At 57.5% G+C, this 23,123-nt stretch carries 20 protein-coding genes and 4 pseudogenes; 7 read left to right on the top strand and 17 right to left on the bottom strand.

The features are described from left to right. Positions 1-352: 352 nt before the first annotated feature. From NE852_RS01580 to NE852_RS01510, 15 genes and pseudogenes are all read right to left on the bottom strand, one after another. Positions 353-1,289 (bottom strand): annotated as a pseudogene (locus tag NE852_RS01580) (SIR2 family protein). A gap of 30 nt (positions 1,290-1,319) precedes the next feature. Then, on the bottom strand, positions 1,320-1,532 hold the full coding sequence (gene nifT, locus NE852_RS01575; RefSeq protein WP_004678514.1) for a putative nitrogen fixation protein NifT: 213 nt from the start codon (positions 1,530-1,532) through the stop codon (positions 1,320-1,322). A gap of 4 nt (positions 1,533-1,536) precedes the next feature. Next, positions 1,537-1,854, bottom strand: coding sequence for a nitrogen fixation protein NifZ (locus tag NE852_RS01570; protein ID WP_008536544.1), 318 nt, complete (start codon positions 1,852-1,854; stop codon positions 1,537-1,539). A 64-nt stretch (positions 1,855-1,918) separates the two neighbouring features. Then, positions 1,919-2,125, bottom strand: coding sequence for a 4Fe-4S binding protein (locus NE852_RS01565; RefSeq protein ID WP_008536545.1), 207 nt, complete (start codon positions 2,123-2,125; stop codon positions 1,919-1,921). A gap of 34 nt (positions 2,126-2,159) precedes the next feature. Further along, entirely contained in the window at positions 2,160-3,638 is a 1,479-nt protein-coding gene (nifB, locus tag NE852_RS01560; protein ID WP_008536546.1) for a nitrogenase cofactor biosynthesis protein NifB, read from the bottom strand. Positions 3,639-3,851: 213 nt separating this feature from the next. Next, positions 3,852-5,540, bottom strand: coding sequence for a nif-specific transcriptional activator NifA (nifA, locus tag NE852_RS01555; protein ID WP_011053431.1), 1,689 nt, complete (start codon positions 5,538-5,540; stop codon positions 3,852-3,854). Between the two features lie 220 nt (positions 5,541-5,760). Beyond that, complete coding sequence (locus NE852_RS01550) at positions 5,761-6,060, bottom strand: ferredoxin family protein (protein WP_004678523.1); 300 nt, start codon at positions 6,058-6,060, stop codon at positions 5,761-5,763. A 12-nt stretch (positions 6,061-6,072) separates the two neighbouring features. Continuing rightward, positions 6,073-7,380 (bottom strand): FAD-binding protein, encoded by a 1,308-nt coding sequence (locus NE852_RS01545; RefSeq protein ID WP_008536548.1) that lies wholly within the window; start codon positions 7,378-7,380, stop codon positions 6,073-6,075. A 9-nt stretch (positions 7,381-7,389) separates the two neighbouring features. Next, the gene (locus tag NE852_RS01540) at positions 7,390-8,499 is read right to left on the bottom strand and encodes an electron transfer flavoprotein subunit alpha/FixB family protein (RefSeq protein WP_008536549.1); all 1,110 of its coding nucleotides are present in this window, start codon (positions 8,497-8,499) and stop codon (positions 7,390-7,392) included. Positions 8,500-8,514: 15 nt separating this feature from the next. Next, positions 8,515-9,363, bottom strand: a complete 849-nt coding sequence (locus NE852_RS01535; protein WP_004678528.1) for an electron transfer flavoprotein subunit beta/FixA family protein — start codon at positions 9,361-9,363, stop codon at positions 8,515-8,517. 176 nt (positions 9,364-9,539) lie between these two features. Next, positions 9,540-9,923 carry a nitrogenase stabilizing/protective protein NifW gene (gene nifW, locus NE852_RS01530; protein WP_008536550.1) on the bottom strand — a complete coding sequence of 128 codons (384 nt, stop codon included), beginning with the start codon at positions 9,921-9,923 and terminating at the stop codon, positions 9,540-9,542. A gap of 339 nt (positions 9,924-10,262) precedes the next feature. Next, the gene (gene nifS, locus NE852_RS01525; protein ID WP_012489549.1) at positions 10,263-11,459 is read right to left on the bottom strand and encodes a cysteine desulfurase NifS; all 1,197 of its coding nucleotides are present in this window, start codon (positions 11,457-11,459) and stop codon (positions 10,263-10,265) included. Positions 11,460-12,428: 969 nt separating this feature from the next. Beyond that, complete coding sequence (locus NE852_RS01520) at positions 12,429-12,746, bottom strand: iron-sulfur cluster assembly accessory protein (RefSeq protein WP_004678546.1); 318 nt, start codon at positions 12,744-12,746, stop codon at positions 12,429-12,431. Positions 12,747-13,274: 528 nt separating this feature from the next. Then, a complete protein-coding gene (gene rpoN, locus NE852_RS01515) occupies positions 13,275-14,726 on the bottom strand; it encodes an RNA polymerase factor sigma-54 (RefSeq protein ID WP_008536554.1) in 1,452 nt (483 codons plus the stop codon). Positions 14,727-14,801: 75 nt separating this feature from the next. Beyond that, a complete protein-coding gene (locus tag NE852_RS01510; RefSeq protein WP_004678566.1) occupies positions 14,802-15,341 on the bottom strand; it encodes a peroxiredoxin in 540 nt (179 codons plus the stop codon). An 804-nt stretch (positions 15,342-16,145) separates the two neighbouring features. On the opposite strand from NE852_RS01510, the pseudogene NE852_RS32690 reads away from it, so the two are divergent. Further along, positions 16,146-16,235 (top strand): annotated as a pseudogene (locus NE852_RS32690) (L,D-transpeptidase); the annotation flags it as partial. Here the strand turns inward: NE852_RS32690 and NE852_RS01505 are convergent. Together NE852_RS01505 and NE852_RS01500 are read right to left on the bottom strand one after the other, a co-directional pair. Further along, entirely contained in the window at positions 16,225-16,941 is a 717-nt protein-coding gene (locus NE852_RS01505; RefSeq protein ID WP_008536556.1) for a Crp/Fnr family transcriptional regulator, read from the bottom strand. The pseudogene NE852_RS32690 and the gene NE852_RS01505 overlap by 11 nt on opposite strands. A gap of 596 nt (positions 16,942-17,537) precedes the next feature. Continuing rightward, positions 17,538-17,711, bottom strand: coding sequence for a hypothetical protein (locus tag NE852_RS01500; protein WP_010009909.1), 174 nt, complete (start codon positions 17,709-17,711; stop codon positions 17,538-17,540). Between the two features lie 306 nt (positions 17,712-18,017). Between NE852_RS01500 and NE852_RS01495 the strand changes: the two genes are divergently transcribed. The 6 genes and pseudogenes from NE852_RS01495 (at position 18,018) to nifD (ending at position 23,055) form a co-directional block, all read left to right on the top strand. Further along, entirely contained in the window at positions 18,018-19,196 is a 1,179-nt protein-coding gene (locus NE852_RS01495) for a cytochrome P450 (RefSeq protein WP_008536557.1), read from the top strand. 20 nt (positions 19,197-19,216) lie between these two features. Then, positions 19,217-19,471 carry a ferredoxin gene (locus tag NE852_RS01490; protein ID WP_004678571.1) on the top strand — a complete coding sequence of 85 codons (255 nt, stop codon included), beginning with the start codon at positions 19,217-19,219 and terminating at the stop codon, positions 19,469-19,471. Positions 19,472-19,675: 204 nt separating this feature from the next. Further along, positions 19,676-19,918: pseudogene (locus tag NE852_RS01485) on the top strand (nuclear transport factor 2 family protein); the annotation flags it as partial. Position 19,919: 1 nt separating this feature from the next. Next, a pseudogene (locus NE852_RS01480) lies at positions 19,920-20,132 on the top strand (transposase); the annotation flags it as partial. A 419-nt stretch (positions 20,133-20,551) separates the two neighbouring features. Continuing rightward, the gene (gene nifH, locus NE852_RS01475) at positions 20,552-21,445 is read left to right on the top strand and encodes a nitrogenase iron protein (protein WP_004675840.1); all 894 of its coding nucleotides are present in this window, start codon (positions 20,552-20,554) and stop codon (positions 21,443-21,445) included. A 107-nt stretch (positions 21,446-21,552) separates the two neighbouring features. Then, the gene (gene nifD, locus NE852_RS01470) at positions 21,553-23,055 is read left to right on the top strand and encodes a nitrogenase molybdenum-iron protein alpha chain (RefSeq protein ID WP_012489546.1); all 1,503 of its coding nucleotides are present in this window, start codon (positions 21,553-21,555) and stop codon (positions 23,053-23,055) included. Positions 23,056-23,123: the final 68 nt, after the last annotated feature.

Below are 23,123 nucleotides of genomic sequence, written 5' to 3'. Positions count from 1 at the left end.
ACCGTAAAGCGTGTGCCGTCTCGATCCCGTTGATTACGCGTGTTATTGGCGCACGAGTGGAGCACCCGGTGGCCGATGCGAGGCTTATTTCTGGCGATTCCGGCCGCGGCTCTGCCGCTGTATTGGGAATGGTTTAGGTTTCTTCATAATCGGTCCTTCGATTGACATTGAGTGAACAGTAATCTGCGGTCGTCGCCGATCTTCCGTCGATCACCTGCGACAGAACCTCGATCCGCTAAAGATCACGCTCGCTCATCGCCATTGATCCCACCCGCAATCCCCCACGCCAGCAAACGTGGGCAGTATGGCATTCGAACTTGGCAGAAACAGAACGTTTTCAATCTGCGGCACTCTAGCCGCTACAGAGATTGAAGCGGAAGCCGTGCGGCCATGGTCACCATCCGCCTTGCTACCAAATGGTACAAGCAGAGCCGCGGCTTCGCCGATCGGCAGGTCGACCACCGTGATTCCGCTTGCTGCAAGGAAACGGCGCTCGTTTTTGGTAAGGCCTTCCGCATCAAGTACTGCAAAGTGGGGGCCGTGAGAGCGCTTGATGATCTGTCGAGCGTAGATCCGGAGCATCTGATCGTTGAAGCGGCAGCCAATGAAAAGAAAACCGCGATCTATACGCCGTTCTTTCACCATTCCAGGTATTGGCGTCTGGATATCGATTTCGGTTAGGACTTCCACGTAATCGGAATCGGACACCAGAAAGTTCGAAGCTGGTATAACACTGCCGTACGGCGCATAGAGGACCGTCTTTGGCGCTGAGACGCATTCGACGTCTCTCCCGGACAGATCGTAAGTTTTTGTCCAAATGTCGCCGCCGCCGTTTGCACGCGTGACGCCCTGAATCTCGACGACATCCGTTCGACCGGTCTTCGCGAAAGCCGCACGCATTGTCCCGTCGTACCAGCCGTCGACGATAAGGGAGAGCGGCAGCGTTGCGAGCCAGTCGTGGAGGGCGGTCGGCGCCACGGGTGCTCCAAATATTTCTGCCATCCAGGCCTGAAGCGTCCGGCGATGCCGTCGCTGTTCAATAAACTGCGCGACTGACCACATATTGCTGCGTATCCTGGAAGGGGCAGGTGTGCGTTCGTTGAGTGCCGCGGAGACGGCTTCCGGGGTGTCCGGTACAGGTGGTTCCGTGGATTGCAGCCGAAGGAGATCTGGACCGAGATAGGGAACGATCCGATCCGCAGCGAGCGCTTCCTGGAGCAGCCTAAGTCTTTTTCGGCGTCACCGTTGCGAATGATCAGGAGACGGTCCGAGGTTAAAATTTTGTTCATGCTGGTTTCTCTTACCTCTCGTTTGCAGCATCAGTCCTCGTCAGGAATCTTCCTTGCGTGGACGGTGATCGGCAGAGGCGTATCCCGCGATAGCTTGGGCAAGACGAGTCTCCAGCCGTTCCTGAGAGTGATCGTGCCGCCCCACATGTCATCAGCCTCGACATCTACGATCGGCTCTTCGAGATCTTTCTTTGGTACGTAAGCCGACAAGCCGGCGCTCGTTCTGCGAATCATTATCTTCATGTCGCTATTCCTTCGTTGGGGGCCCCGCGATTTCAGCAGGGCCGCAAGCAGCGGCGTTGTCTAGACTCGTCAGTTCACGGGCACGCATGCCGACGATAGTGCCACGTTCGACCCATTCGACGGCATAGATGTAAAACTGCTGGAGAAAGGTGCCGATGTCGCGCACATAGCCTTCGTCGCCCTTCCGCACCAAATTTTCGCCAATTTTTTTGCCAGCATAGGTGCCGTCATTCTTTACGTGAAGTCTGGCCCGCACCCGCTCGCCGGGTGTAAATCGTGGAGGCCTGTGAATTTCGACCTCCTGTTCACGTCCAAGGCCCATGGGCATTCCTCCTTGCAGGATGTCATTGAAGGCTTCTCCGCAGGAGCCCCGACCATGCTGAAGGTCAAATCGCAGGTGCGGCGGGGACGCAGGTCTTCGGCACGGGGCAAACCTCCGCGCATTGCTGCGTTTCGAAGGTACCCTTGCATTCGGTGCATTTTTCCGGGTCGATAACGTAGATCTCACCTTTGAACCTGATCGCACCGGAGGGGCATTCGAACTCGCAGGCACCGCACTGGGTGCATTGGGACGCTATGATCCTGAAGGCCATTTTTAAACTCCTGAAGATGTTGGATTAAGAGCGCTCACGCCGTCGCCGCTTGTGGTTCGACGCCAAACTTGGCGGCGTAGAGGGTGCCGATGGCGGTCTCGATGTAGTCATAGCAATAAGCATCCGTTGCCCGAACCCCGGCCTCCATGAGCTTAGTCTTAGGGCACTCCCCGATCTTGGCGCATAGCACGACGTCAATACCGACCAGCGCAGTTATGATGCCGTCGAGGGTGGCTTCCTCGCCCCTGCCTCCGAGGCAATACTGTTCGATCTTGCGATGCCCGACGTAGGTGATGCCTCTCGACGAAGCTTCGTATACTTGGAACTCCTTCGCATGGCCGAAGTGCTCGTTGATGCGACCGCCACCCTTTGTCGCGACCGCGACGTGGAGGGACCCATCGGCGGCTGCTTTGACTGTCTCGATTGCCTCGCTCTTGGCGGTCGCGTGATCGCCGCGTTCGCGGGCGATCACTTCCCGATAGGCCTCGCGCTTACGGGCGTCATAGGTGATCTCTCCGGGAAGCTGGTCGAGTGCGAACTCCTGGCCCCGATCATCCCCAAGCAGGCCGACGGCATCGGCCCTACACTGCCGGCAATGGCGCATTAGCTTTGCGCCGCCTTCGAGACGATCCTGGAGCGCCTTCAATTCGAGCGCCCGCGGGCCGCGCTGTCCGGTCAAGCCGTAGTAGGTGCCATGGGCCGGATCGGAAATAAGCGGCATGACGTTGTGCAGGAACGCCCCCCGCTCCTTGACCCATTTATTTACCTCGACCAGGTGTTCGTCGTTGACACCAGGAATCATCACCGAATTGACTTTGGTGATGATGCCGCACGCGGTCAGCATCTCCAGGCCCACCATTTGCCGCTCGTGCAGAATTCTCGCAGCTTCGATGCCGGTGTAACGACGGTTGCGGTAAAAGATCCAGGGATAGATCTTTGCGCCGATTTCAGGGTCAACCATGTTGATCGTAATTGTCACGTGATCGACATTCATGTCGACAAGTTCGGCGACGTGATCCGGCAGCGCAAGCCCGTTGGTGGAGATGCACAGCTTGATGTCGTGGATCTCCCCCGCAACTCGTTCGAACGTTTCCTTTGTCTTCTTCCAGTCGTAACAGGCATCGCCCGGTCCGGCGACACCCAGCACGGAAAGCTGCGGCACTTCGTTGGCGACGGCAATGACCTTGCGCAGCGCCTGGTCTGGCGTCAACTTTTCCGAGACGACCCCAGGGCGGCTTTCGTTGGCGCAGTCATATTTACGATTGCAATAGTTGCACTGGATATTGCAGGCTGGTGCGACCGCGACATGCATGCGCGCGAAATAATGGTGAGCCTCTTCTGAATAGCAGGGGTGGTTTTTGATCTTCGCCCAGATAGCCTGGTCCACGTCGGCCGGTTTTGTGGACACGCCACATGACGAGGATGTGCAGCCACTCGGTTTCGCGGTCGCCAGCAATTGATCCAAGGATGTCGTGCTGGTCGCACTTTCAAGCGAAATCATCGGTGCGGACATTGAGTGCTCCGTTGCTAGTTGACGTCGCCTTTCAAAACGCAAAAGCCATGCCATCCCAAGGACGGGATTTGCTTTAAGAATTTGCATTTATTGCCCGATTCCGACCGTGTTCGGACACAGACTTGTCAAGCTTCCGACAGTCGACAAAAGAGTTGTCCGTAAGCCACCAAACCAGGCATTGGAGATCGAGAAGGTCCAACATCACCCAGGCGCTTAAAGCTTTTTCACCTCGATGCGATGCTGGCGTAGAGCATAGCCGACCTGACGAGGCGTAAGGCCGAGAATACGAGCCGCTTTGGCCTGAACCCATCCGGCCTTTTCCATCGCCTCGATCAACCGGTCCCGTTGCGTGAGGCGCGACTCCATTGCGGGACAACCGGAACCGTGCGGATCACAAGCCTTGACGGAAGATACCTCGTCCGACGCACCGATGCTCCCGCCCGAGCGCGGCGATGAAGTCGGCATCACATTGCTCCGGGCATGCCCATCGACGGTGATGCCGCCGGGCGACCCGTCGGTTTTCCAGAGGAGCGACGAAAGGCACTGGCTGTTCTTGCAGGCAAAATCAGACGAAACGATCGAGCTTGAACGCGCAAGGGTGGCAGTCCTTCGCACGCAGTTTTCGAGTTCCCGGACGTTACCTGGGAAATAGCATTGCGACATCACCTCGATCGCCGACGACGAAAACGTCAGCTCGCGTTGGTTCTCCTTGTTGAATCGGTCAAGAAGAGCGTTCGCAAGGCGTGGAATATCGCCGGGTCGCTCTCGAAGCGGCGGCAGGACAATTGGAACTACGCTGATGCGGTAATACAGGTCGGCCCTGAATTCGGCGTTTGCAACAGCCATCTCGAGGTTCTTATTCGTGGCGCATATGAGCCGGACGTCGACCGCAAGCGTCTTGGTTCCGCCCACCCTCTCCAGTTCGCCTTCCTGCAGGACGCGCAGCAGTTTGGCTTGAAAGGCGGGCGAAATCTCGCCAATCTCGTCAAGTAGAAGCGTTCCGCCATTTGCCAGTTCGAAGCGTCCGGCGCGCTGCGCGATGGCCCCGGTGAAAGCCCCTTTTTCATGCCCAAACAGCTCCGATTCCAGGACGCCTTCGGGCAGCGCGGCGCAGTTCAATTTGACGAACGGCTTGTTTTTACGAGGGGAAAGTTCATGGATCGCCTGTGCAAAAAATTCCTTGCCGGTGCCGCTTTCGCCCCGCAGAAGCACGGTGGAATTCGTCCTCGCCACCACCGAGACGGTTTCAACCACCTGCTGGAGAGCCGGGCTATCCCCGATAATCCCGTCGATTTTGACGGGTGGATGTCGGCCCGGCGCGCCCCTTTGCGCGATGATCGGCTTCTCCGGTCTCTCTTGTTCGCCGATAGGTCGCCGACCCTCCAGGTTCAGGAAACGATGAAGCCTGATCGTCCGACTGACCAGATTGGCGACCATGGTCAGAAAGCGAACGTCCTCGTCGGCGGGGAAGGGGGCGGCGTCGTTCCTGACGCGATCGATCGATATTGTGCCAAGTATTTTATTATCGGCTTTTACCGGAACGCCAATAAAAGAAATTGGGACGGTGCCGCTGCTCCAAGGCGGTTGCGGCTCAGCCTGAAATAATTCGGACTTGCTGACATCCTTTACGATTAAGGGCATACCGGTCGTCGCGATATGGTCGATTACGGCCTTAGGTATAACGCCTCGAGCGGCTGATTGAGAGGATGGGGGGATGTCGCCAGTTGCGGCAATCTCGGGCTGACCTTCAGCGTCTAGAACAACGATTGCTCCGCATCGAATCTGCAGAAAGGAAGAGAGGACGTTCACGACGTTGGCAAGCGTAATCTCTAGCCGGGCGGGGGCAGTCAGTACCTTTGATATCTCGTAGATTCCGCTGCGCTGCGTGCCCGCTTGGCGCATAGGTCCAGCAGGTAGCGCAGATAGGGGTTCCGCTCCATCGACCGGTCGGGCGGGCATGTGGGTCATTATATGGCCTTGGGTTGTCTAACGTTTCTTATCACCCTTGCTTGCATGTATATATAGTAATTTCTAATACCAATCTGCAACGCGCACCTCTGCAAGTTTCCGATGCGCCCGTCTGCAAACCCAAGTTGGTTCTGAATCGTGGAGTTGCAAACCTTTATCCGAACTTGAAGAGAACGCCGAAACCGCCTCTCGGATAGTTCCACTCGATATCTCCACTTGCCTCGCAGAGTACGCGGCACGTGCCGCACTCCATGCACCCGTCGGCGATAACCTCCACTTGGCCCTGGTCATTCAATTCGTAGCACTTGGCCGGACAGACACTTGTGAGGGCATACAGATTTACGCTTGGCCAATCGTGTGGACGCACCCTGATATGCGGGCGTCCGGCATCGACCACGTATCGATTTTGGTAAAGCTTGTCCTCTACGCGTATGTTCGTCACTGCAACCGTCATCTCATCTCTCCTTTATCGCCACGCGCGCGCCAAGCGAACCGCGTCACCAAACAGCCCCCAGCGGGAGCGTGCCTTGATGAAGGTGCCCGTGGTCGCCCGTTCCTTGTCGATCTTCGGGGTGCCATCGACTCGCACAAAGTTCTGTGCGGCCTGCGACAGCAACCTTGGATAAGTCGTGAAGAAATTGCGGGAATTGGTGTGCAGCAGGGCAGGCATGTCCTTGTATTTCCGCAAGTCTTTGATAACGAACGACTTTTCAAGCATCGACTTGTAAAGGGAGAGGTTCTCCTTGACCATCGGCTTTTTGCGATTCTTGATCTGGACGATTGCTTCGCCGGCGATGCGCCCCGACGTCATGGCGAGGTTGGACCCCTCGCGGTGCACCGCATTATTAAGTTGTGCCGCGTCGCCGACGACGACCCAGCCGTCACCAAAAAGCTGCGGAATTGCCTTGTAACCACCTTCTGGAATGAGATGCGCCGCATATTCCTTGACTTCCGCTCCTGCGATCAGCGGCTTTACCGACGGATGGCTTTTGAATTTTTCGAGCAGATCATAAGGACTTTCCATTGTTGCCGCGAATTCGGAGACAAGGCAGCCAATGCCGATCGAGATCGATTCTTTGTTGGTGTAGAGGAAGGCAAGCCCGGCCATGTTGCGAGAGATCGTGCCAACTGCCTCGATGACGCAGCCTTCATTGGCCTGGAGGCCGAACCGCTGGTCAATTACCTCTTCGGCCAGGAAATGCATTTCCTTGACGGCGAGCGCGACAGTTTCCGGTTTTGGCGTGTCACGCAATCCAGCACGCGTGCCGAGCAGCCCATTGACGCCCTCTGCGAGAACGACCACGTCAGCAAGAATCACGTCGCCGGCGCGGTCGGTGCGAACGCCAATCACCTTGCCCTTTGGATCACGAACGAGTTCCGTCACGGTCGTCTCGCATAGAAGCGTCGCTCCGGCCTCGCGCACCTTGCGTGAAAACCATTTGTCGAATTGGGCGCGAATGACCGTGTAGCGATTGTGTCTCGACTCGTTGAAGTCGTCCGACCGGTATTGCATACCGATGTGGGACGAGTCGTCCATCATCCAGAAGCGCTGCTCGACTAAGTGCCGCTCCAGAGGCGCATCATCCCGGAAATCCGGCAGGATTTTCTCCAGCATGTCCGCGTACATGATGGCGCCCTGCACATTCTTGGAGCCCGGATACTCGCCACGCTCCAACTGCAGCACCTTCATGCCGCGGTTCGACATCGTGTAAGCAGCTGCGTTTCCGGCCATGCCGGCCCCGATAACTATGGCGTCGAAGTTTTCCTCAGTCATGGGGCGCCCTCAGTTTGCAAGCTTATCGCGACTGTGCGGCGACAGTCGATGGGTGAAGAGTTCCGTTAATGACGGCAGTAAACGGATCGCATCGGTGACGACGCCGAGGTGGGCGAAATCAAAAATCGGCGCGTTAGGATCGGTGTTAATGGCTAAAATAAGATCAGCTCCCTCGACGCCAACGCGATGCTGGATGGCGCCGGAAATGCCGGCTGCTATGTAAAGCTTCGGCCGGATAGTTTTGCCAGTTTGGCCGATCTGCCGATCAGCAGGCATCCAGCCCTTTTGGACGAGGGGGCGCGAACAGCCATAATCGGCCCCGATCGTCCGCGCGAGTTTCTTCATAAGCTTCACGTTCTCCACCGCGCCGAGACCGAGGCCTCCAGCAACCACGACGTCCGCATAGGCGAGATTCGCCGTCGCCGACTGGCCATCGGACAAGAAACCGAGGACCTTAGTGACGATCTCTTCCTCGATCATCGACACTTTGTGTTGAATGACGCGTCCGATCTTATTATTCCCGCGCGGAGGCATGGCCATGACCCTCGGCCGGACCGTTGCCATCTGCGGCCGGCAGTTGAGCGTGTAGATCGTGCAAAGCAAGGAGCCGCCGAAAGTCGGCCGGGTCGCCGCAAGCGAGCCGTCCGCATCCACATCAAGTTCGGTGCAATCCGCCGTGAGCCCTGTCAACAAGGTCGTCGCCACGGAACCGGCAAGGTCGCGCCCGAGCGTCGTTGCCCCTAAAAGAAGGATTTCCGGTTTGTAGTTAGTAACCAGATCCGTCAATGCTTTGGTGAAAGGCTCATTTCGGTAGTCGGCGAGCAGTGGGGCCTCGACGAGGTAGGCCAGGTCGGCGCCATAAGCAAAAGCCTCGGCGATGGCAAACCACGTGGCCTCTCCCGGTGGTCCGAGAACGACGCCGGCAAGCTGGACGCCCAGCTTGTCGGCGAGCTTGCGGCCTTCGCCGAGCAGCTCGAAGGAGACGGGATGCACCTGATCGCGCTCCAGCTCCATGAAGACCCAAACGTGCCGATGGTCCTTAAACTGATCGGGCAGCTCTTTCTTCATGGCGGCACGGCCAGCGGCTGGAGGAGGGCTCTCTCGATTCGTGCTCAACATCGTCGCTCCTTGCCTTCATTCGCCGTCAAAGGCGAGTTCGCTTTCGAGCGCCGGCTGGCGCAAAAAGATCCCAGCGATCAACTCCTCCGCGAGATCGCGCGGTGTTTTTTCCGCGGTGTCGATCTGCTCCGCCTTTTCCGCCCGCTCAGGAGGGGCAAAGACCCTCTTAACGACGGTTGGCGAGCCACGCAGGCCGCACTTGGTGAGGTCCTCTATGCCAGCGTCGGCCGCATTCCACTTCACGATCTGGCTGCGCGCGGCCCGTAGCGCGTCATCGAGCGAGCCGCGGCGGATTTCGTTTGTGCCTTCGAGCATTGTAATTAGGCAAGGGAGCTTGCTCATCAGCGTCTGCGTGCCCCCTTCCGAGCGGCGCTCCACCGTAATCTCGCGCCCATTGATGTCGACAGAGACGATTTTGGCAACGTAGGTGAGCTGCAGGAGGTCGAGGCGCTTGGCGATGCCAGGCCCAACCTGGGCGGTATCGCCGTCGATGGTCTGTTTGCCCGTAAAGACGATATCGGGCGTACCGAAGGCCTCTCCGATCTTCGCGATGGCTCGCGAAAGAGCAAACGAGGTCGCCAGAGTGTCGGAGCCGGCAAAATGACGGTCGGTCAAGAGTACGGCGCGGTCGGCGCCGTAGGTGAGCGCCTTGCGCAACGCGTCCTCTGCCATGGGCGGCCCCATGGTGAGCACGGTCACCTCGCCGCCATGGCGGTCGCGCAACTGGAGCGCCTCTTCAAGGGCGAACAGATCATAGGGGTTGATGATGGTTGGCACTCCCTGACGCATGATTGTGTTCGTCACCGGATGCACTCGTATTTGTGCGGAGTCCGGTACCTGTTTGATACAGATAACTATGTGCATGGCGGTTTCTTACTCCCTCCCTCTATGGGTGGCGGGCTTGTCAGTACACATGCTTGCGTGCATCATTCGTGCCAACCGTTTGGCGTTCTCTATCACATTGAAATGGCTTCGATTCCGACGTTGCTAGCATATGACTGAATTGTAAGCTTCCCGACATTGTCGTGTCGCAACCGTGCTCACTTCTTTTCGAACGGCTTCAGGAAAGAGTCTAACGGGACAACGGTGCGGCCGGGTGTGACAGGTCTGTTCGGATTGTGGTCCTTGAGCACCTTGAAGACCCGGTGCGAGAGCGGCGCGGAGGTCGCGAAATCACAGTAGGCCCTTTCCAGTATGGCACGGGCACGAGCAGCGATTACCCGGTCTGGGAGATGGGAGAAGTCCTCTGCCGCGAGGTATTGGCCCATACGCTTCATGATATGGAGTCGTGAGACATCGAGAACCTTAGGGTCATAGGGGACCCCTAGGGCTGCGAAGAACTCCTCCGCAGCCGAGAGAGATTTCAGCCGATTGAGGATGTCTTTGACATCGACGGGACTGCTGTCAGCGGAGCAACGGCACATAAGATTCCCCCTGGTCGTGAGCGGTGATCGCGAGATCGTTCTCCCGTAGCTTAAGCTGCAACGTACGGAATGCGTGGTTCGACGCGGCTAGGCGCAAGGCAGTCGCGTTGCAACTGGAGTCGGCATAGGCTGGTGGTCGGATGCGATCCACCGATGGTGTCGAGAGATTGATTAAGATGATATGGCGCTGGGCCCCCTCCACGAACACGCATGGGCGGTGAACCGGCGATCTATGTGACTGAGAGCCCCGGCTTTTACCTGATCGTTCATACGATGCCGGTGCCGTCATGCAGGTCGTATCGGTGAAAAGGAATTGCCGTTTCATGAGCGTGCCTGCTCCTACTCCCCTGAACGAACCCGGCTGCTCGTGTCGGCCACGTGGCCGGAACGGCATTGGCTCCGGAGCCTTTCAACGATGCCCGGTAAAACTTCGAGCACCCGGTCGACATCCTCGTCACAGTTATCGCGCGAGAACGAGAAGCGGATTGTTCCGTGCGCCATAGCATGAGGGATATCCATTGCCCTCAAGACATGGCTCGGCTCCAGCGAACCGGAGGAGCAAGCAGAGCCGGAAGAGCAGGCGATGCCATAGCGGTTGAGAAGAAGGAGCATACTGTCTCCTTCGACACGTTGAAAGGCGATGTTCGCCGTGTTCGGCAACCTCTTAAGCCTATCGCCGGTTACGAAGGCGCCTGGAACACGCTGGACAATGCCGTTCTCCAATCGATCTCGGAGCGACTTTAATCGGGTGCTCTCGTCGTCTATTGATTTCAGGGCGAGTTCGGCAGCCTTGCCTAAACCGACAATCCCGGCCGTATTTTCTGTCCCTGCGCGTCGGTCGCGCTCCTGATGACCTCCCTTGATCAGTGAGGAGAAAGATAAGCCCCGCCTGAGATAGAGTGCACCAATGCCTTTTGGTCCATGGAATTTGTGTCCGGACAACGAAAGCATGTCGATTGCAGTAGGTTGGAGGTCCATTGGAACCTTGCCGACCGCCTGGACCGCGTCGGTGTGGAAAAGTGCACCGATTCTCTTGGCCATCTCGGCAAGCTTAGCGACCGGGAAAATGGTTCCCGTCTCGTTGTTCGCCCACATGATCGAAGCAATCGCTACACGATGAGTGAGGGCGGTCTCATAGGCGTCAAGATCGAGACGTCCATGTCGATCCACTGGGATCCTGTGTACCTTAATGCCGCGCGTCTTCTCCAGATGGCCGCAGAGTGTCAGCACCGCTGAATGCTCGACTGCGGAAGTCACGATCTCTGTGCGCTCAGGCATCACCTCCAGCGCCGAAAGGATCGCCGCATTGTCGCTTTCCGTCCCCCCCGAGGTGAACACGATCTCATGATCGAACTCGGCGCCGATCAGCGCTTGCAATTGCCGGCGCGCCTTCCTCACCGCCTCGCGGATGGAGGAGCCAAAAGCGTGCGTCGACGAAGGGTTTCCAAACTGATCCGCAAAGAACGGCAGCATGGCTTCAACCACTTCAGGATCGACTCTGGTCGTTGCATTATTGTCGAGATAGATCGCTCTCATGGGTGGATCTCGACTGAGGGGAAGCGGTGACAATGCTGCGGCGTCTTGCACATGCTGTTGTTTGCTAACCTCGGGCAAGCAGCGCGGGGTGGAGTCGTGCGATGGCGCGTCACGCGATCTTGTTGGCATCGATAACGTCGCATCGCCGCCATCAGTAGGAAGGGAAGAACGTTGTGCGCTCGCGCCTTTTCCAACGGTTGGATTCGCCGCGGCTGCTTAACTAGATGGGTCGCCAGCTTAGCTTGTCGCTGAGAACTGAACTGTTGCAGGCTGCGGCGATTTTTAGACCCTGTCCTACGCGATTGCCGGCTACAACATCGATTTCGACCCTGCCAATTTCTCCAGGCCTCAGATTTCTGTTGTGACGGTCTGATCGTCCTCCTCTGCCGGAGCGAGGCTTTCGACGACCAGTACTGTATAAACCGCTGACACGTCTTCGACGGCTTGAACGAGTGTCGTCCGTCTACTGCCAGATCTAGCGAAGTGAGCGACTTGGTCATGAAATCAAGCCTCTTGACACGCACGCGTCTTCGCTCACCTTTCCTCGGCGCGGAACTGCTTGCAGAGGGAGCGTCTCCTTTGGAATCCTGGCCCGGATGCCCGCCAAAAAATTTTGCTGCCTCAGGATAATCCGTTGATGAGCAGACCTTTTTCTCCGGCAGCAAACCGCTTAAAAAGCCTGCTGTCTCCTGACGGACGGTTTGAGGCGCTTCGGCGGGCTTTAGGGTTATGAGTTCGGCCAGCGCTGGCGAGAAGGCGGTCGCTGGGTTGGAACGCAAGGACGACGGCGTCACCAGAAACGCTCCCACCGTTGGATCGACTCCAATTATCAATTCAGGCCCTCTACCGTAGGAAACTGCCGCGGTCTCGCTGAGGGGATTTTCCTGCACGCCGTCGTTCTTCGGATTGAAAAAGGAAACCATGACCTTTTCGCAATAATTCCGCATGGCTCTCTCGCTTTCTCGGTGATCAGCCGAAGGATTTGCCGCAAGTGCAGTTCTGGTGCGCATTGGGATTGTCGAAGACAAAACCGGAGGTTTCTGGTCCCGTCACGAAGTCGATCGTCATGCCGTTGATGTGTGCTTGGGAGTCTGCGTCAACGAACACCTTGACCCCATTTGTTTCGATCACCGCGTCGCCCTCGCCCTGGACGCTTTCTAGCCCCACCAGGTATTTGTAGCCGGCGCATCCACCTGCCTCGACCGCGATGCGAAAGCCTTCCGCCTGCTCGGCTCGGGAAAGCGTTACGTTCATGATGGCGGCGGCATTCTCTGTGAGCTTGATCATGGGATGATTCCTTTTTGTTCGATGGCGCATTTTCGGATTACCGTGCATGCGTCGTGCCAAGCGGTAAGGAAGGCCAAGAGTTCGATCAGCCCGCGTGTTGTATTCCTGCGTCGTCGAACATCGGAGATCTCGAAAGCGCGCCAACTCCAGAACGTCTGCCCGCGTATCTCCGTCTATCATTTTCGGTTGAGGCTCTCGTTGCCGCCGCACCGAAATCCCAGCGGTTCGGCGAAAATGAATGGGAGGCGACAACTGCTTCTAGATTTGTCGCTTGCGCGACATAAAAATTCTGCACGAGTTTCGTGATTAACCGCTTAGCCCCTAAGCGCTTGGGCTATGGAACAGACATCTAATCTTTTCTAGAACGTTAGCTTAAGCGGCCGGAACAACTTTTGAAGCTCCCGTGACGAGGCTGCGGTCGCCAGCCCATATGAAGTCGATCCTCCATGGAGAGGACTAGGCACAATGTCACATGTGCCTCAGTTCCGCGGTTTTTGGGAAAAGGGCATCACCTACGGTACAAAGGACTTATCCCTCCGCGGCCGCCAGTACAAACCGTTTCTCCCGCCGGCGTTGCGCGGACGAGGGGATGTTCATCGCCTCGCGATATTTGGCGACTGTGCGGCGAGCAATGTCGACGCCTGTTTCCTTGAGCTTGGCAACGATGCCATCGTCGGACAGCACATCATGGAGCGTCTCTGCGGCAATAAGTGCCCTTATCTGATGGCGCACAGCTTCGGCCGAGTGCGCGTCACCGCCTTGTGAGGACGGGATCGCGACGGTGAAAAAATACTTGAGCTCGAACACGCCGCGGGGCGTGAGAATGTATTTGTTCGACGTTACCCGACTTACAGTGGACTCGTGCATGTCGATCGCGTCAGCGATGGTCTTAAGATTGAGAGGGCGAAGATGAGCAATGCCATCTTCCAAAAAGACATCCTGGTGGCGCACGATTTCGGTCGCCACCTTAAGGATCGTCGTGGCGCGCTGATCGAGACTCCGAACCAACCAGCTCGCGCTCTGGAAGCATTCGTTGAGGAATGACTGATCTTTCGAGCTTTGGGCGGTTAGGCGAGTAACTTGCGCAAAATAGGTTTGGTTGATCAGTACCTTGGGCAAAATCTCCCGATTAAGCTCGACGTGCCATCCGCCTCCCGGCGAGGGTAGGACGAAGACGTCGGGTATGATGGATTCCGACCTTGCGGACTGGAACTGGTTTCCAGGCTTTGGGTCAAGTGCACGAATTTCGTTCAACATATCGAGAAGGTCGTCTTCATCGACCCGGCAACGTCGCTTCAGTGCTCGAAAATCGCGTCGCGCAAGCAACTCGAGATTTGCGACCAGAGCTGCCATGGCCGGGTCGAACCGGTCTCGTTGGCGCAACTGAATCTCGAGGCATTCGCCCAGACTTCGCGCAAATATGCCCGGCGGGTCAAATAGCTGCAAAGCCTCAAGAACCCGCTTCACTCCAGCCTCAGGGCTATTTAGCCTCTCTGCTAGCTCCAGAAGGTTCACTTGCAGATACCCAGTGTCATCCAGATGGTCGGCAAGCGCGCCAGCAATCAGCCGCTCCTGGGGTGTGAAGGCAGTGAGGGCGATCTGATGGGCGACATGTTCGTGCAATGTCTCAGTTGAGGCGGCGAACTCATCCAGGGAAGGCCTTTCCCCCGGCGAAAGGTTGCCTGTGTCACGGATTGATTTCCAGGGACTAGACAGCTCAGGCATGTCCGTCCTGGCCGGTCCATCAACGTGGTCTTCGCGTGCGCTGACATTTGGATCATCCGCCGCAGTTGGCGATACGCCAGAAGCCCCGCCGTCATTCGACGCCAGGTCGAGAAATGGGTTCTTCTCGATTTCCTGTTCCACGAACTGATTCAGTTCGGTGTGCGCCAGCTGCAGCAAGCGAATAGACGCGATGAGCTGGGGCGTAATAACCAGCGATTGCTGCTGACGCTGATGAAGGCTTGTAAAGGACTTCATGGTTCGAGCAAAACTCCTATCGTTCGGCGCAGGTGTGCACGACAAGTCGTAGCTGCTGGTCGTTGGCTTCAATGCTCATACGAAGGCTGGGGCCTTAAGGCATTTCAAAATGTTTTGCGGCGAAGAAACGCCATACGGATCGGTTGCGCAGTTGTCGCCAAAGCCTTCTTCCTCGAACCACCCCTCCACGACGCCATTATTGATCACGGCAGCGTAGCGCCAGGAGCGCAGACCGAAACCGAGATTGTCCTTGGCGACGAGCATACCCATTTTCCGAGTGAATTCTCCCGAACCGTCCGGGATAAGCTTGACATTTTTCAACCCCTGAGACTTGCCCCAAGCATTCATGACGAAGGCATCGTTGACGGAGAGACAGTAGATGTCGTCAATGCCATTCTTCTTAAACTCGACATAAAGACTTTCGAAATCAGGCAGTTGGAAGGTGGAGCAGATTGGCGTGAAGGCGCCCGGCAGCGAAAAAAGGATTACCCGCTTACCGCTGAAATAGTCGTCGGTCGTCTTGTCTTCCCAGCGGTAGGGGTTGGGACCGGATATAGACTCGTCGCGAACCCGCGTGCGAAAGGTGACAATAGGGACCTGCTTTTCCATGGTCATCAATGAAGCTCCTCTAGGAAAATTTGTTTGCGGCCTCTCAGTCACGGCTAACACGAATCCGACCTCGGCCCACACGCCAGGGCAAGCAAGCGTCATGCCATTTGGCCTGAAGGAGATGGACTTGCGGTCAGCACAGGGCCTTCGTCGCCGCACTCGTGCGCTGCTCGTGCGGGCGAGCGAATTGTGAAGCCGTTGTGCCGCGCTGACGGCCGGGCGCTGTTTCGGCTACTTCCGACCGCATCTCGATCAAGGTTTCTCTGCCGCCTTTTAGAACCTTAGCATACTGCCCGCCAGTCCGGTCGCGGCGGGAAGGCGCGGGTCACGGGGTTTGAGGTTCTGCTCGTGCGTATGTCTACCCGCGCACGTTTTCTTGTTTGAAACTGCACAAGAAAGTTTGAGGTCCGACAAAAAGGGGGCGCCAGGCTCGGACCGCGCATCGAAAAATGGTGAAACGCAAACGGCTCCGATAATTTCGTCACAGAAGACGACGATGGCGGATATCCGCAGGTTGGGGGCGTGAAGAGCTCGCAGCCGCCAATATCGATCGGCTGATGCCGACCGGCACCCGGGTCGCGCTATGTAGCCTTTGGCCTACGAGCATTTGTTGCTCGGCTGACGTCGCCGCGGAGCTGATATTTTGTTCCTCTCACCGCTCACCGCTCAGCTCGCTGGCGACCTGCTGGGCGCCCGGCGCCGATGGCGACGCCACCCACCTGCCCGGCGGCTATCCCGAGCTGCAAGCCGGCGGCTCCGGGACTAGGAAGTTTTCTCGCCCGGAATGCTCGATGTGGTAGCGCCCGGCACGTCCGTCTGCATCCCGACAATGCCGCCTAGTTCTTTACGCTGGCGCGCCAGGCTGGCCTTTCCAATACGCGGGTGGTAATTACCCGCTGATTTTCTTTGCGAGCGCATCCATGTCGGGCACGGTGATATGCCGGATGTTCTCGATGCGGATGACGCCCTCTTTGCGAAGCCGGGCCAACTGGCGGCTGACGGTTTCGATCGTCAGCCCGAGAAAGTCGGCAATCTCGGCACGCGATAGCGGCAGATCGAAGGCAGTGCTCGTCGCCGTCTCGGCGTGGGCGGCAATGAGGTGGAGCAGGCTTGCGACCTTCTCCTCGGCGGTCCGCCGGCCGAGCGTCAGCATCCATTCGCGCGCGGCATCCAGCTCGTTCAGCGCCTGAGCGTGCAGGCTACGCTGCAATTCCCTAGTCTCCAATATCATGCGTTCGAGCAAATTGCGGGGGAACACGCAGATCTCCGCATCGGTCGCGGCCTCGGCCGACAGCGTGCTTTCGCGCACGAAGGGGCGGCCGACGAAATCGGGGGCGAATTGCAGGCCAACGATCTGCTGGCGCCCGTCCGACATCACCTTGCAGAGCTTCACCACGCCGCGCGTGATGTTCGAATAGAAAGAGTTTTCCGATCCTTGTGCAATGATCTCGCAGCCTGCGTCGACCTTGCGGCGCAGCGAGTGGCGGCCAAGTTCGCTAAGCTGGCCAGCCGACAAGGCGCCGCAAACGACGCCGTGCCGCGCCTGGCAGGAACGGCAAGCGACGGAAGTGCCAATCACGAGAACCTCACTGCGTGCGACGTCCATGTCCTGATCCCTTCGAAAACCGCCTATGCCGGACATGCCCGAGACGACCACGCGGCCGTTGCGACTTCGGCTATCCCTATTTCTTCCAGCGCGTCTTTGATGGCTATCAATTTCATCGGGATTGCGATTTGATCCAGATCAAATCTCCGTACCCACGCTCTTGCCGTGCCAGGCAGGGTAGTTTGTGGATTTGTTTCGGACGGCATTTTCGGCCCGCCGCTTGAGCGGGCTTTCTGCGGCCATCGCCTTCCGTCTCGGCGGACGGTAGGCCACCATACCCATTGCTGTCAGGCAACACCCAATCGGCAGATTGCCGCCGACTCTTAGGGTGGTGTCGTCGGGCTGGTAGAACTGACATTCAGGACAAAGGAGTAGCACGCTTCGAGCTGTTCCCGGAATTCCGCCGCTAGCTCGATGCCACAATTCAAAGCTACCCACCCTCAAGCTATCCCACTGCATCGCAGTACATCAGGACATTCGTTACTCGTCGCGCTGTCTCTGGCCCCCGGCTGTGGTGGCTGGAAAAAAGTCGCACCTGAATAGATGGCATCCGGCACCTGATGTCGGGTTTTGTTAGATACGCGACACGGCCTTGATCAGCCAATCTTTAGTTCTGCCTTGAGCCAAAGCGCTGAAAGGCAATTGAAAAATTTCTTTCCGGCCAAATCAATCAAATTGGCATGAACTTTGAAGTTCTTCTTGCGGGGCGGCAAGGACTGTCGGCCGGTTTCTTTGGTGACCGCCATGGAGCGGAGGAAATCAAAATGCATCTGTGCTCAGAACGCATTTACCGGAAGAGAGGTACCCGTGAAAATCCGATGTCGACCGGAAGGGCGGGCGAGGCATCCAAGAAATTTCGACTTCGGCCAACAAAGCAGCGTGGATTTCGAGCCGCACGGCGATCTGATCGCTGCATCGCATGTCATTGGCGCCTCGCGCTGCTGAGATTGGAAATCTGGCGCTCAACGATTTTGCTCGCTCCCTCTCCGAGGAGAATTCGTTCTCGGCGAAGGGGCTTTGATGACAGGAGAAAAGCAGTGGCTACCATTAGGGTTCCAGAACATGTCCCTCCCGAAATGGTGAAGGACTTCAGCCTGTTCACGTCGCCCGGCATGGAGCGCATGCCAAATGGGGATCCGCACGCAGCTGTCGCTTGCCTCCATAATGGACCGAGAATCTTTTATTCTCCCTGCAATACGCGCGATGGCCGAGGTACCTGGGTCATCGTTCGCGCTCAGGACCAACGCAAATTGCTGCAGGACACCGGAACCTTTTCCAGCCATCGGAGCCTTTTCGCCTCGGCGCTTGGCGAAAACTGGCCGCTGATCCCGCTTGAACTCGACCCCCCGGCTCACAGCGTGTTTCGCTCACTTCTCAATCCGCTGCTTTCGCCCAGGCGGATAATGGAGCTTGAACCGGCGGTCCGTGATCGGGCGATTGCGTTGATTTCCAAGATTTCCGCGTCGAGCACAAGCTGCGACATCTTGACGGACTTCGCCTTTCCTTTTGCGGTTAGTATCTTCCTCCGTTTGCTCGGCTTATCCGATGAGCGCCTCAATACATTCGTGGGCTGGGGGAAGGACCTGCTCCACGGCGACGGCATCAGACGAACCGCAGCCGCCCGAACAATTTTGGCGTTCATCGATGAACTTGCAGCGATGCGCCGCAAAGAACCGGCCGACGATTTCATGACCTTCGTCGTGCAGGCAAAGGTCGACGGCCGCCTGTTGAGAGACCAGGAAATCCATGGAATAGGCGCGCTTCTATTCGTCGCGGGACTGGACACCGTGGCAACGGCGATCGGCTTTGACCTGGCCTATCTCGCGCGCAATCCGACAGAACAGGAATTGCTGCGGAGCAAACCGGATCGAATTGTGCTCGCAGCCGAAGAACTGCTTCGCGCCTATTCGACCGTGCAGATGATCCGTGTGGCGACGAAAGATATCAATTTCGAAGGCGCGCCGATCCGTAAGGGGGACTACATTTCCTGCGCCACGATGATTGCCAATCGTGATCCGGTGGAATTCGAAAATCCGAACACGATCGATTTGGCACGAGAAGACAATCGCCACACCGCTTTTGCGTACGGTCCCCATCGCTGTCTTGGATCACACCTTGCCCGGCGAGAGATCGTCATCGGCCTGGAGGAGTGGCTGTCGCGCATCCCTGACTTCCGTATCAAGGATGGTACGGCGCCCATCACCTATGGGGGCCACGTGTTTGGAATGGAGAATCTGATCCTGGACTGGTCCTGATAATTGAGAGGAGGAAAGACATGGAGTACCGTATGCGCGTCATAGTGCACACTTCCAAATGCCAAGGTCATGCAAGATGCTGGGCCCAAGCGCCCGAAATATTCAATCTTGACGACGAGGGATACATACTGCCCGGTGCAATCGATGTCGAGGAGAGGGACGAACTGTTCGCGTCGCGAGGCGCTCGATCCTGCCCTGAACGTGCGCTGGAGATAGATTGCGTTTCGGATGCGTTGCTCGATCGCCTTTTGTTCAACCAACATTGTGGGGGTTGAAACGCAACGCGACTGGTGCATGACGGCGCCGTCGCTGTCCAAACACCTTACCCGCAGCTCTCCCATTGATGTCTACTTCTAAGGGCAGTTGTTTACATGCATGCCTAAGCAGAGGGAGGGTTTTTCCTTACGTCAGCCGAGCAGTTGAAAGCTGGCTGCGTCACTGGATGGGTAAGCGCCCCGATATCAGATGTGCGACAAGCGATGAAACACAAAAAAATTACCGAATTGCTCGACCGCGAGGCGCTCCGCGACTGCCTCTATCGGTATTGCCGCGGGATAGACCGCGCCGATGAAAGGGCGCTGCGCAGTTCCTACTGGCCCGATGCACGTGACAATCACGGGACCTATTCCGGTTCGGCCGAGGGCTTCATCGAGTTCGCCCTTGGTGTCTTCAAGACGGGACCGCGCAACATCCATCAAATCACGAACATTCTGATTGAGTTCAAAGCCGACTGATAATGCTTTCATCGAAGCGTTCAATGGCCGCTTCCGTGCAGAATGCCTGAACCAGCATTGGTTCCTGACCCTTGCGGATGCCCGCGAAAAGATGGAGGATTGGCGTAGATACTACAATGAGGAAAGACCTCATGGTGCGATCGGCAACAAGGCGCCGATCTCGTTGGTGAATTCGGGAGGCGCAACCAGCCCGCCTCCCTGAATGAAGCCGGAAAACTCTAGCATCCGGTGGTCCAACGTTTGGGAGCGGTTCAAGACCGCCGAGGCTCTAATCGCCGTCAGCGGCAGGTCAGGATCGAAAGCTTCAACATTTTTCGATTGGGAGCTGGGTGCGATTGTCTCCAGTTTTCGGATCCGTTGTCCTGCTGATAGTCGCGGTCGACCTAGCGGTGCAAGTGATGCCATCACGACACCGTCTGTCGGCTTTGTCTGATCGGCGACATTAGGTTTGTTTGGCAGTTTCCTGTGGTGGTTCGGAGTAACTTTCTGAAACCCAACAAAAAGATCTTTCCTTTGGCTCGATCGGCCCACATGGCACGGGTTTTGAAGATTGCCATGCGAGGCGGCGCGAGCTGCCTGCCTTTTACTCAGCGATGGATGGAACGAAAGAAGGAAGGCGATATGTCAGATTTGCGTCAAATCGCATTTTACGGCAAAGGGGGGATCGGCAAGTCCACCACCTCCCAAAATACGCTCGCAGCGCTTGTCGACCTCGGGCAGAAGATCCTGATCGTCGGATGCGACCCGAAAGCCGACTCCACCCGGCTGATCCTGAACGCCAAAGCACAGGACACGGTTCTGCATCTGGCAGCGCAGGAAGGTTCGGTGGAAGACCTTGAGCTCGAGGACGTGCTCAAGGCCGGCTACAAAGGCATCAAGTGCGTGGAGTCCGGCGGTCCGGAACCGGGCGTCGGCTGCGCCGGGCGCGGCGTCATCACCTCGATCAATTTCCTTGAAGAGAACGGTGCATATGACGATGTCGACTACGTCTCCTATGACGTGCTCGGCGATGTGGTGTGCGGTGGCTTTGCGATGCCGATCCGTGAGAACAAGGCCCAGGAGATCTACATCGTGATGTCCGGCGAGATGATGGCGCTCTATGCCGCCAACAACATCGCCAAGGGCATCCTGAAATATGCCCATTCCGGCGGCGTGCGGCTCGGCGGCCTGATCTGTAACGAGCGCCAGACGGACCGCGAGCTCGACCTCTCCGAGGCGCTGGCTGCCAGGCTCAATTCCAAGCTCATCCACTTTGTGCCGCGTGACAACATCGTCCAGCACGCCGAGCTCAGGAAGATGACGGTGATCCAGTACGCGCCGGACTCCAAGCAGGCCGGGGAATATCGGGCGCTAGCCGAGAAGATCCATGCCAATTCGGGCCAAGGGACCATTCCGACCCCGATTACCATGGAAGAGCTCGAAGACATGCTGCTCGACTTCGGCATCATGAAGAGCGACGAGCAGATGCTGGCCGAACTACAGGCCAAGGAGTCAGCGGTGGTTGCGGCTCAATAACTGCCGCTGTCGACAGGACGCGCTGGCCCTTGCGCCAGCGCGTCCTTCCAAGAAAGCCGCTTCGGCGACGACGACCTAACCCGAACCTTGAAAGGGGGCAGGGGCCCATGAGCCTTGATTACGAGAATGACAGCGTTTTGCATGAACAGCTCATTGCGGAAGTATTAGCGCAATATCCAGACAAGGCGGCGAAGCGCCGCAAGAAGCACCTCAGCGTCGCAACGAGCGGCGACGAGCCTGGCGATGAGCCGAAGGCCCTTTCCGAATGCGACGTCAAATCGAACATCAAGTCCATTCCGGGCGTGATGACGATCCGCGGCTGCGCCTATGCCGGTTCCAAAGGCGTGGTATGGGGGCCGGTCAAGGACATGGTCCACATCTCGCACGGGCCGGTCGGTTGCGGTCATTATTCCTGGTCGCAACGCCGCAACTACTACGTCGGCCTGACGGGCATCGACACGTTCGTGACGCTGCAGTTCACCTCAGACTTCCAGGAAAAGGACATCGTGTTCGGCGGCGACAAGAAGCTTGAACAGGTCATCGACGAGATCGAGGAGCTTTTCCCCCTCAACAACGGCATCAGCGTGCAGTCGGAATGCCCGATCGGGCTGATTGGCGACGACATTGAGGCGGTGTCGCGCAAGAAGGCCAAGGAGCACGAAAAGACGATCGTGCCGGTACGCTGCGAGGGCTTCCGCGGCGTCTCGCAATCGCTCGGCCACCACATCGCCAACGACGCCATCCGTGACTGGGTTTTCGACAAGAACGAAGTCGAGTTTGAGACCGGCCCTTACGATGTCAACGTCGTCGGCGACTACAATATCGGTGGCGACGCGTGGGCTACGCGCATTCTATTGGAGGAGGTGGGGCTGCGCGTGGTCGGCAACTGGTCGGGTGATGCCACGCTCGCTGAGGTCGAGCGCGCGCCAAAGGCCAAGCTGAACCTCATCCACTGCTACCGCTCGATGAACTACATCTGTCGGCACATGGAGGAAAAATACGGCATCCCGTGGATGGAATACAATTTCTTTGGTCCGTCCCAGATCGAAACCTCCCTGCGCGAAATAGCCAAGCACTTCGGTCCGGAAATCGTCGACAAGACCGAGGCTGTCATCACCAAGTACCGGCCCCTGGTCGATGCTGTCGTCGACAAGTACCGGCCGCGCCTCGAAGGCAAGACGGTGATGCTCTATGTCGGCGGCCTGCGTCCTCGCCACGTCATCACGGCCTATGAGGACCTCGGCATGCGGATCGTCGGCACCGGCTACGAGTTCGCCCACAACGACGACTATCAGCGCACCGGCCATTATGTGAACAAGGGTACGCTGATCTATGACGACGTGACCGGTTACGAGCTGGAAAAGTTCATCGAAGGCATCCGCCCCGACCTTGTTGGGTCCGGCATCAAAGAGAAGTATCCGGTGCAGAAGATGGGCATCCCCTTCCGCCAGATGCACTCCTGGGATTATTCCGGCCCGTATCACGGCTATGACGGCTTCGCCATATTCGCCCGCGACATGGATCTGGCCATCAATAATCCGGTGTGGGATCTCTACGACGTCCCCTGGAAAAAAAAGGCCGCGCCAGCTGAGGCGGTTGCGGCCGAATGAGAGCCTGGCCTGTCTTGGAAGGGGGCAGGCCAGGCCCTTCCCATCGGACTTGATCCGCACTCGTGACA

The organism is Rhizobium sp. Pop5, from assembly GCF_024721175.1.
Classification (GTDB): Bacteria; Pseudomonadota; Alphaproteobacteria; order Rhizobiales; family Rhizobiaceae; genus Rhizobium.
This window is presented reverse-complemented; position numbering and strand designations above follow the sequence as displayed.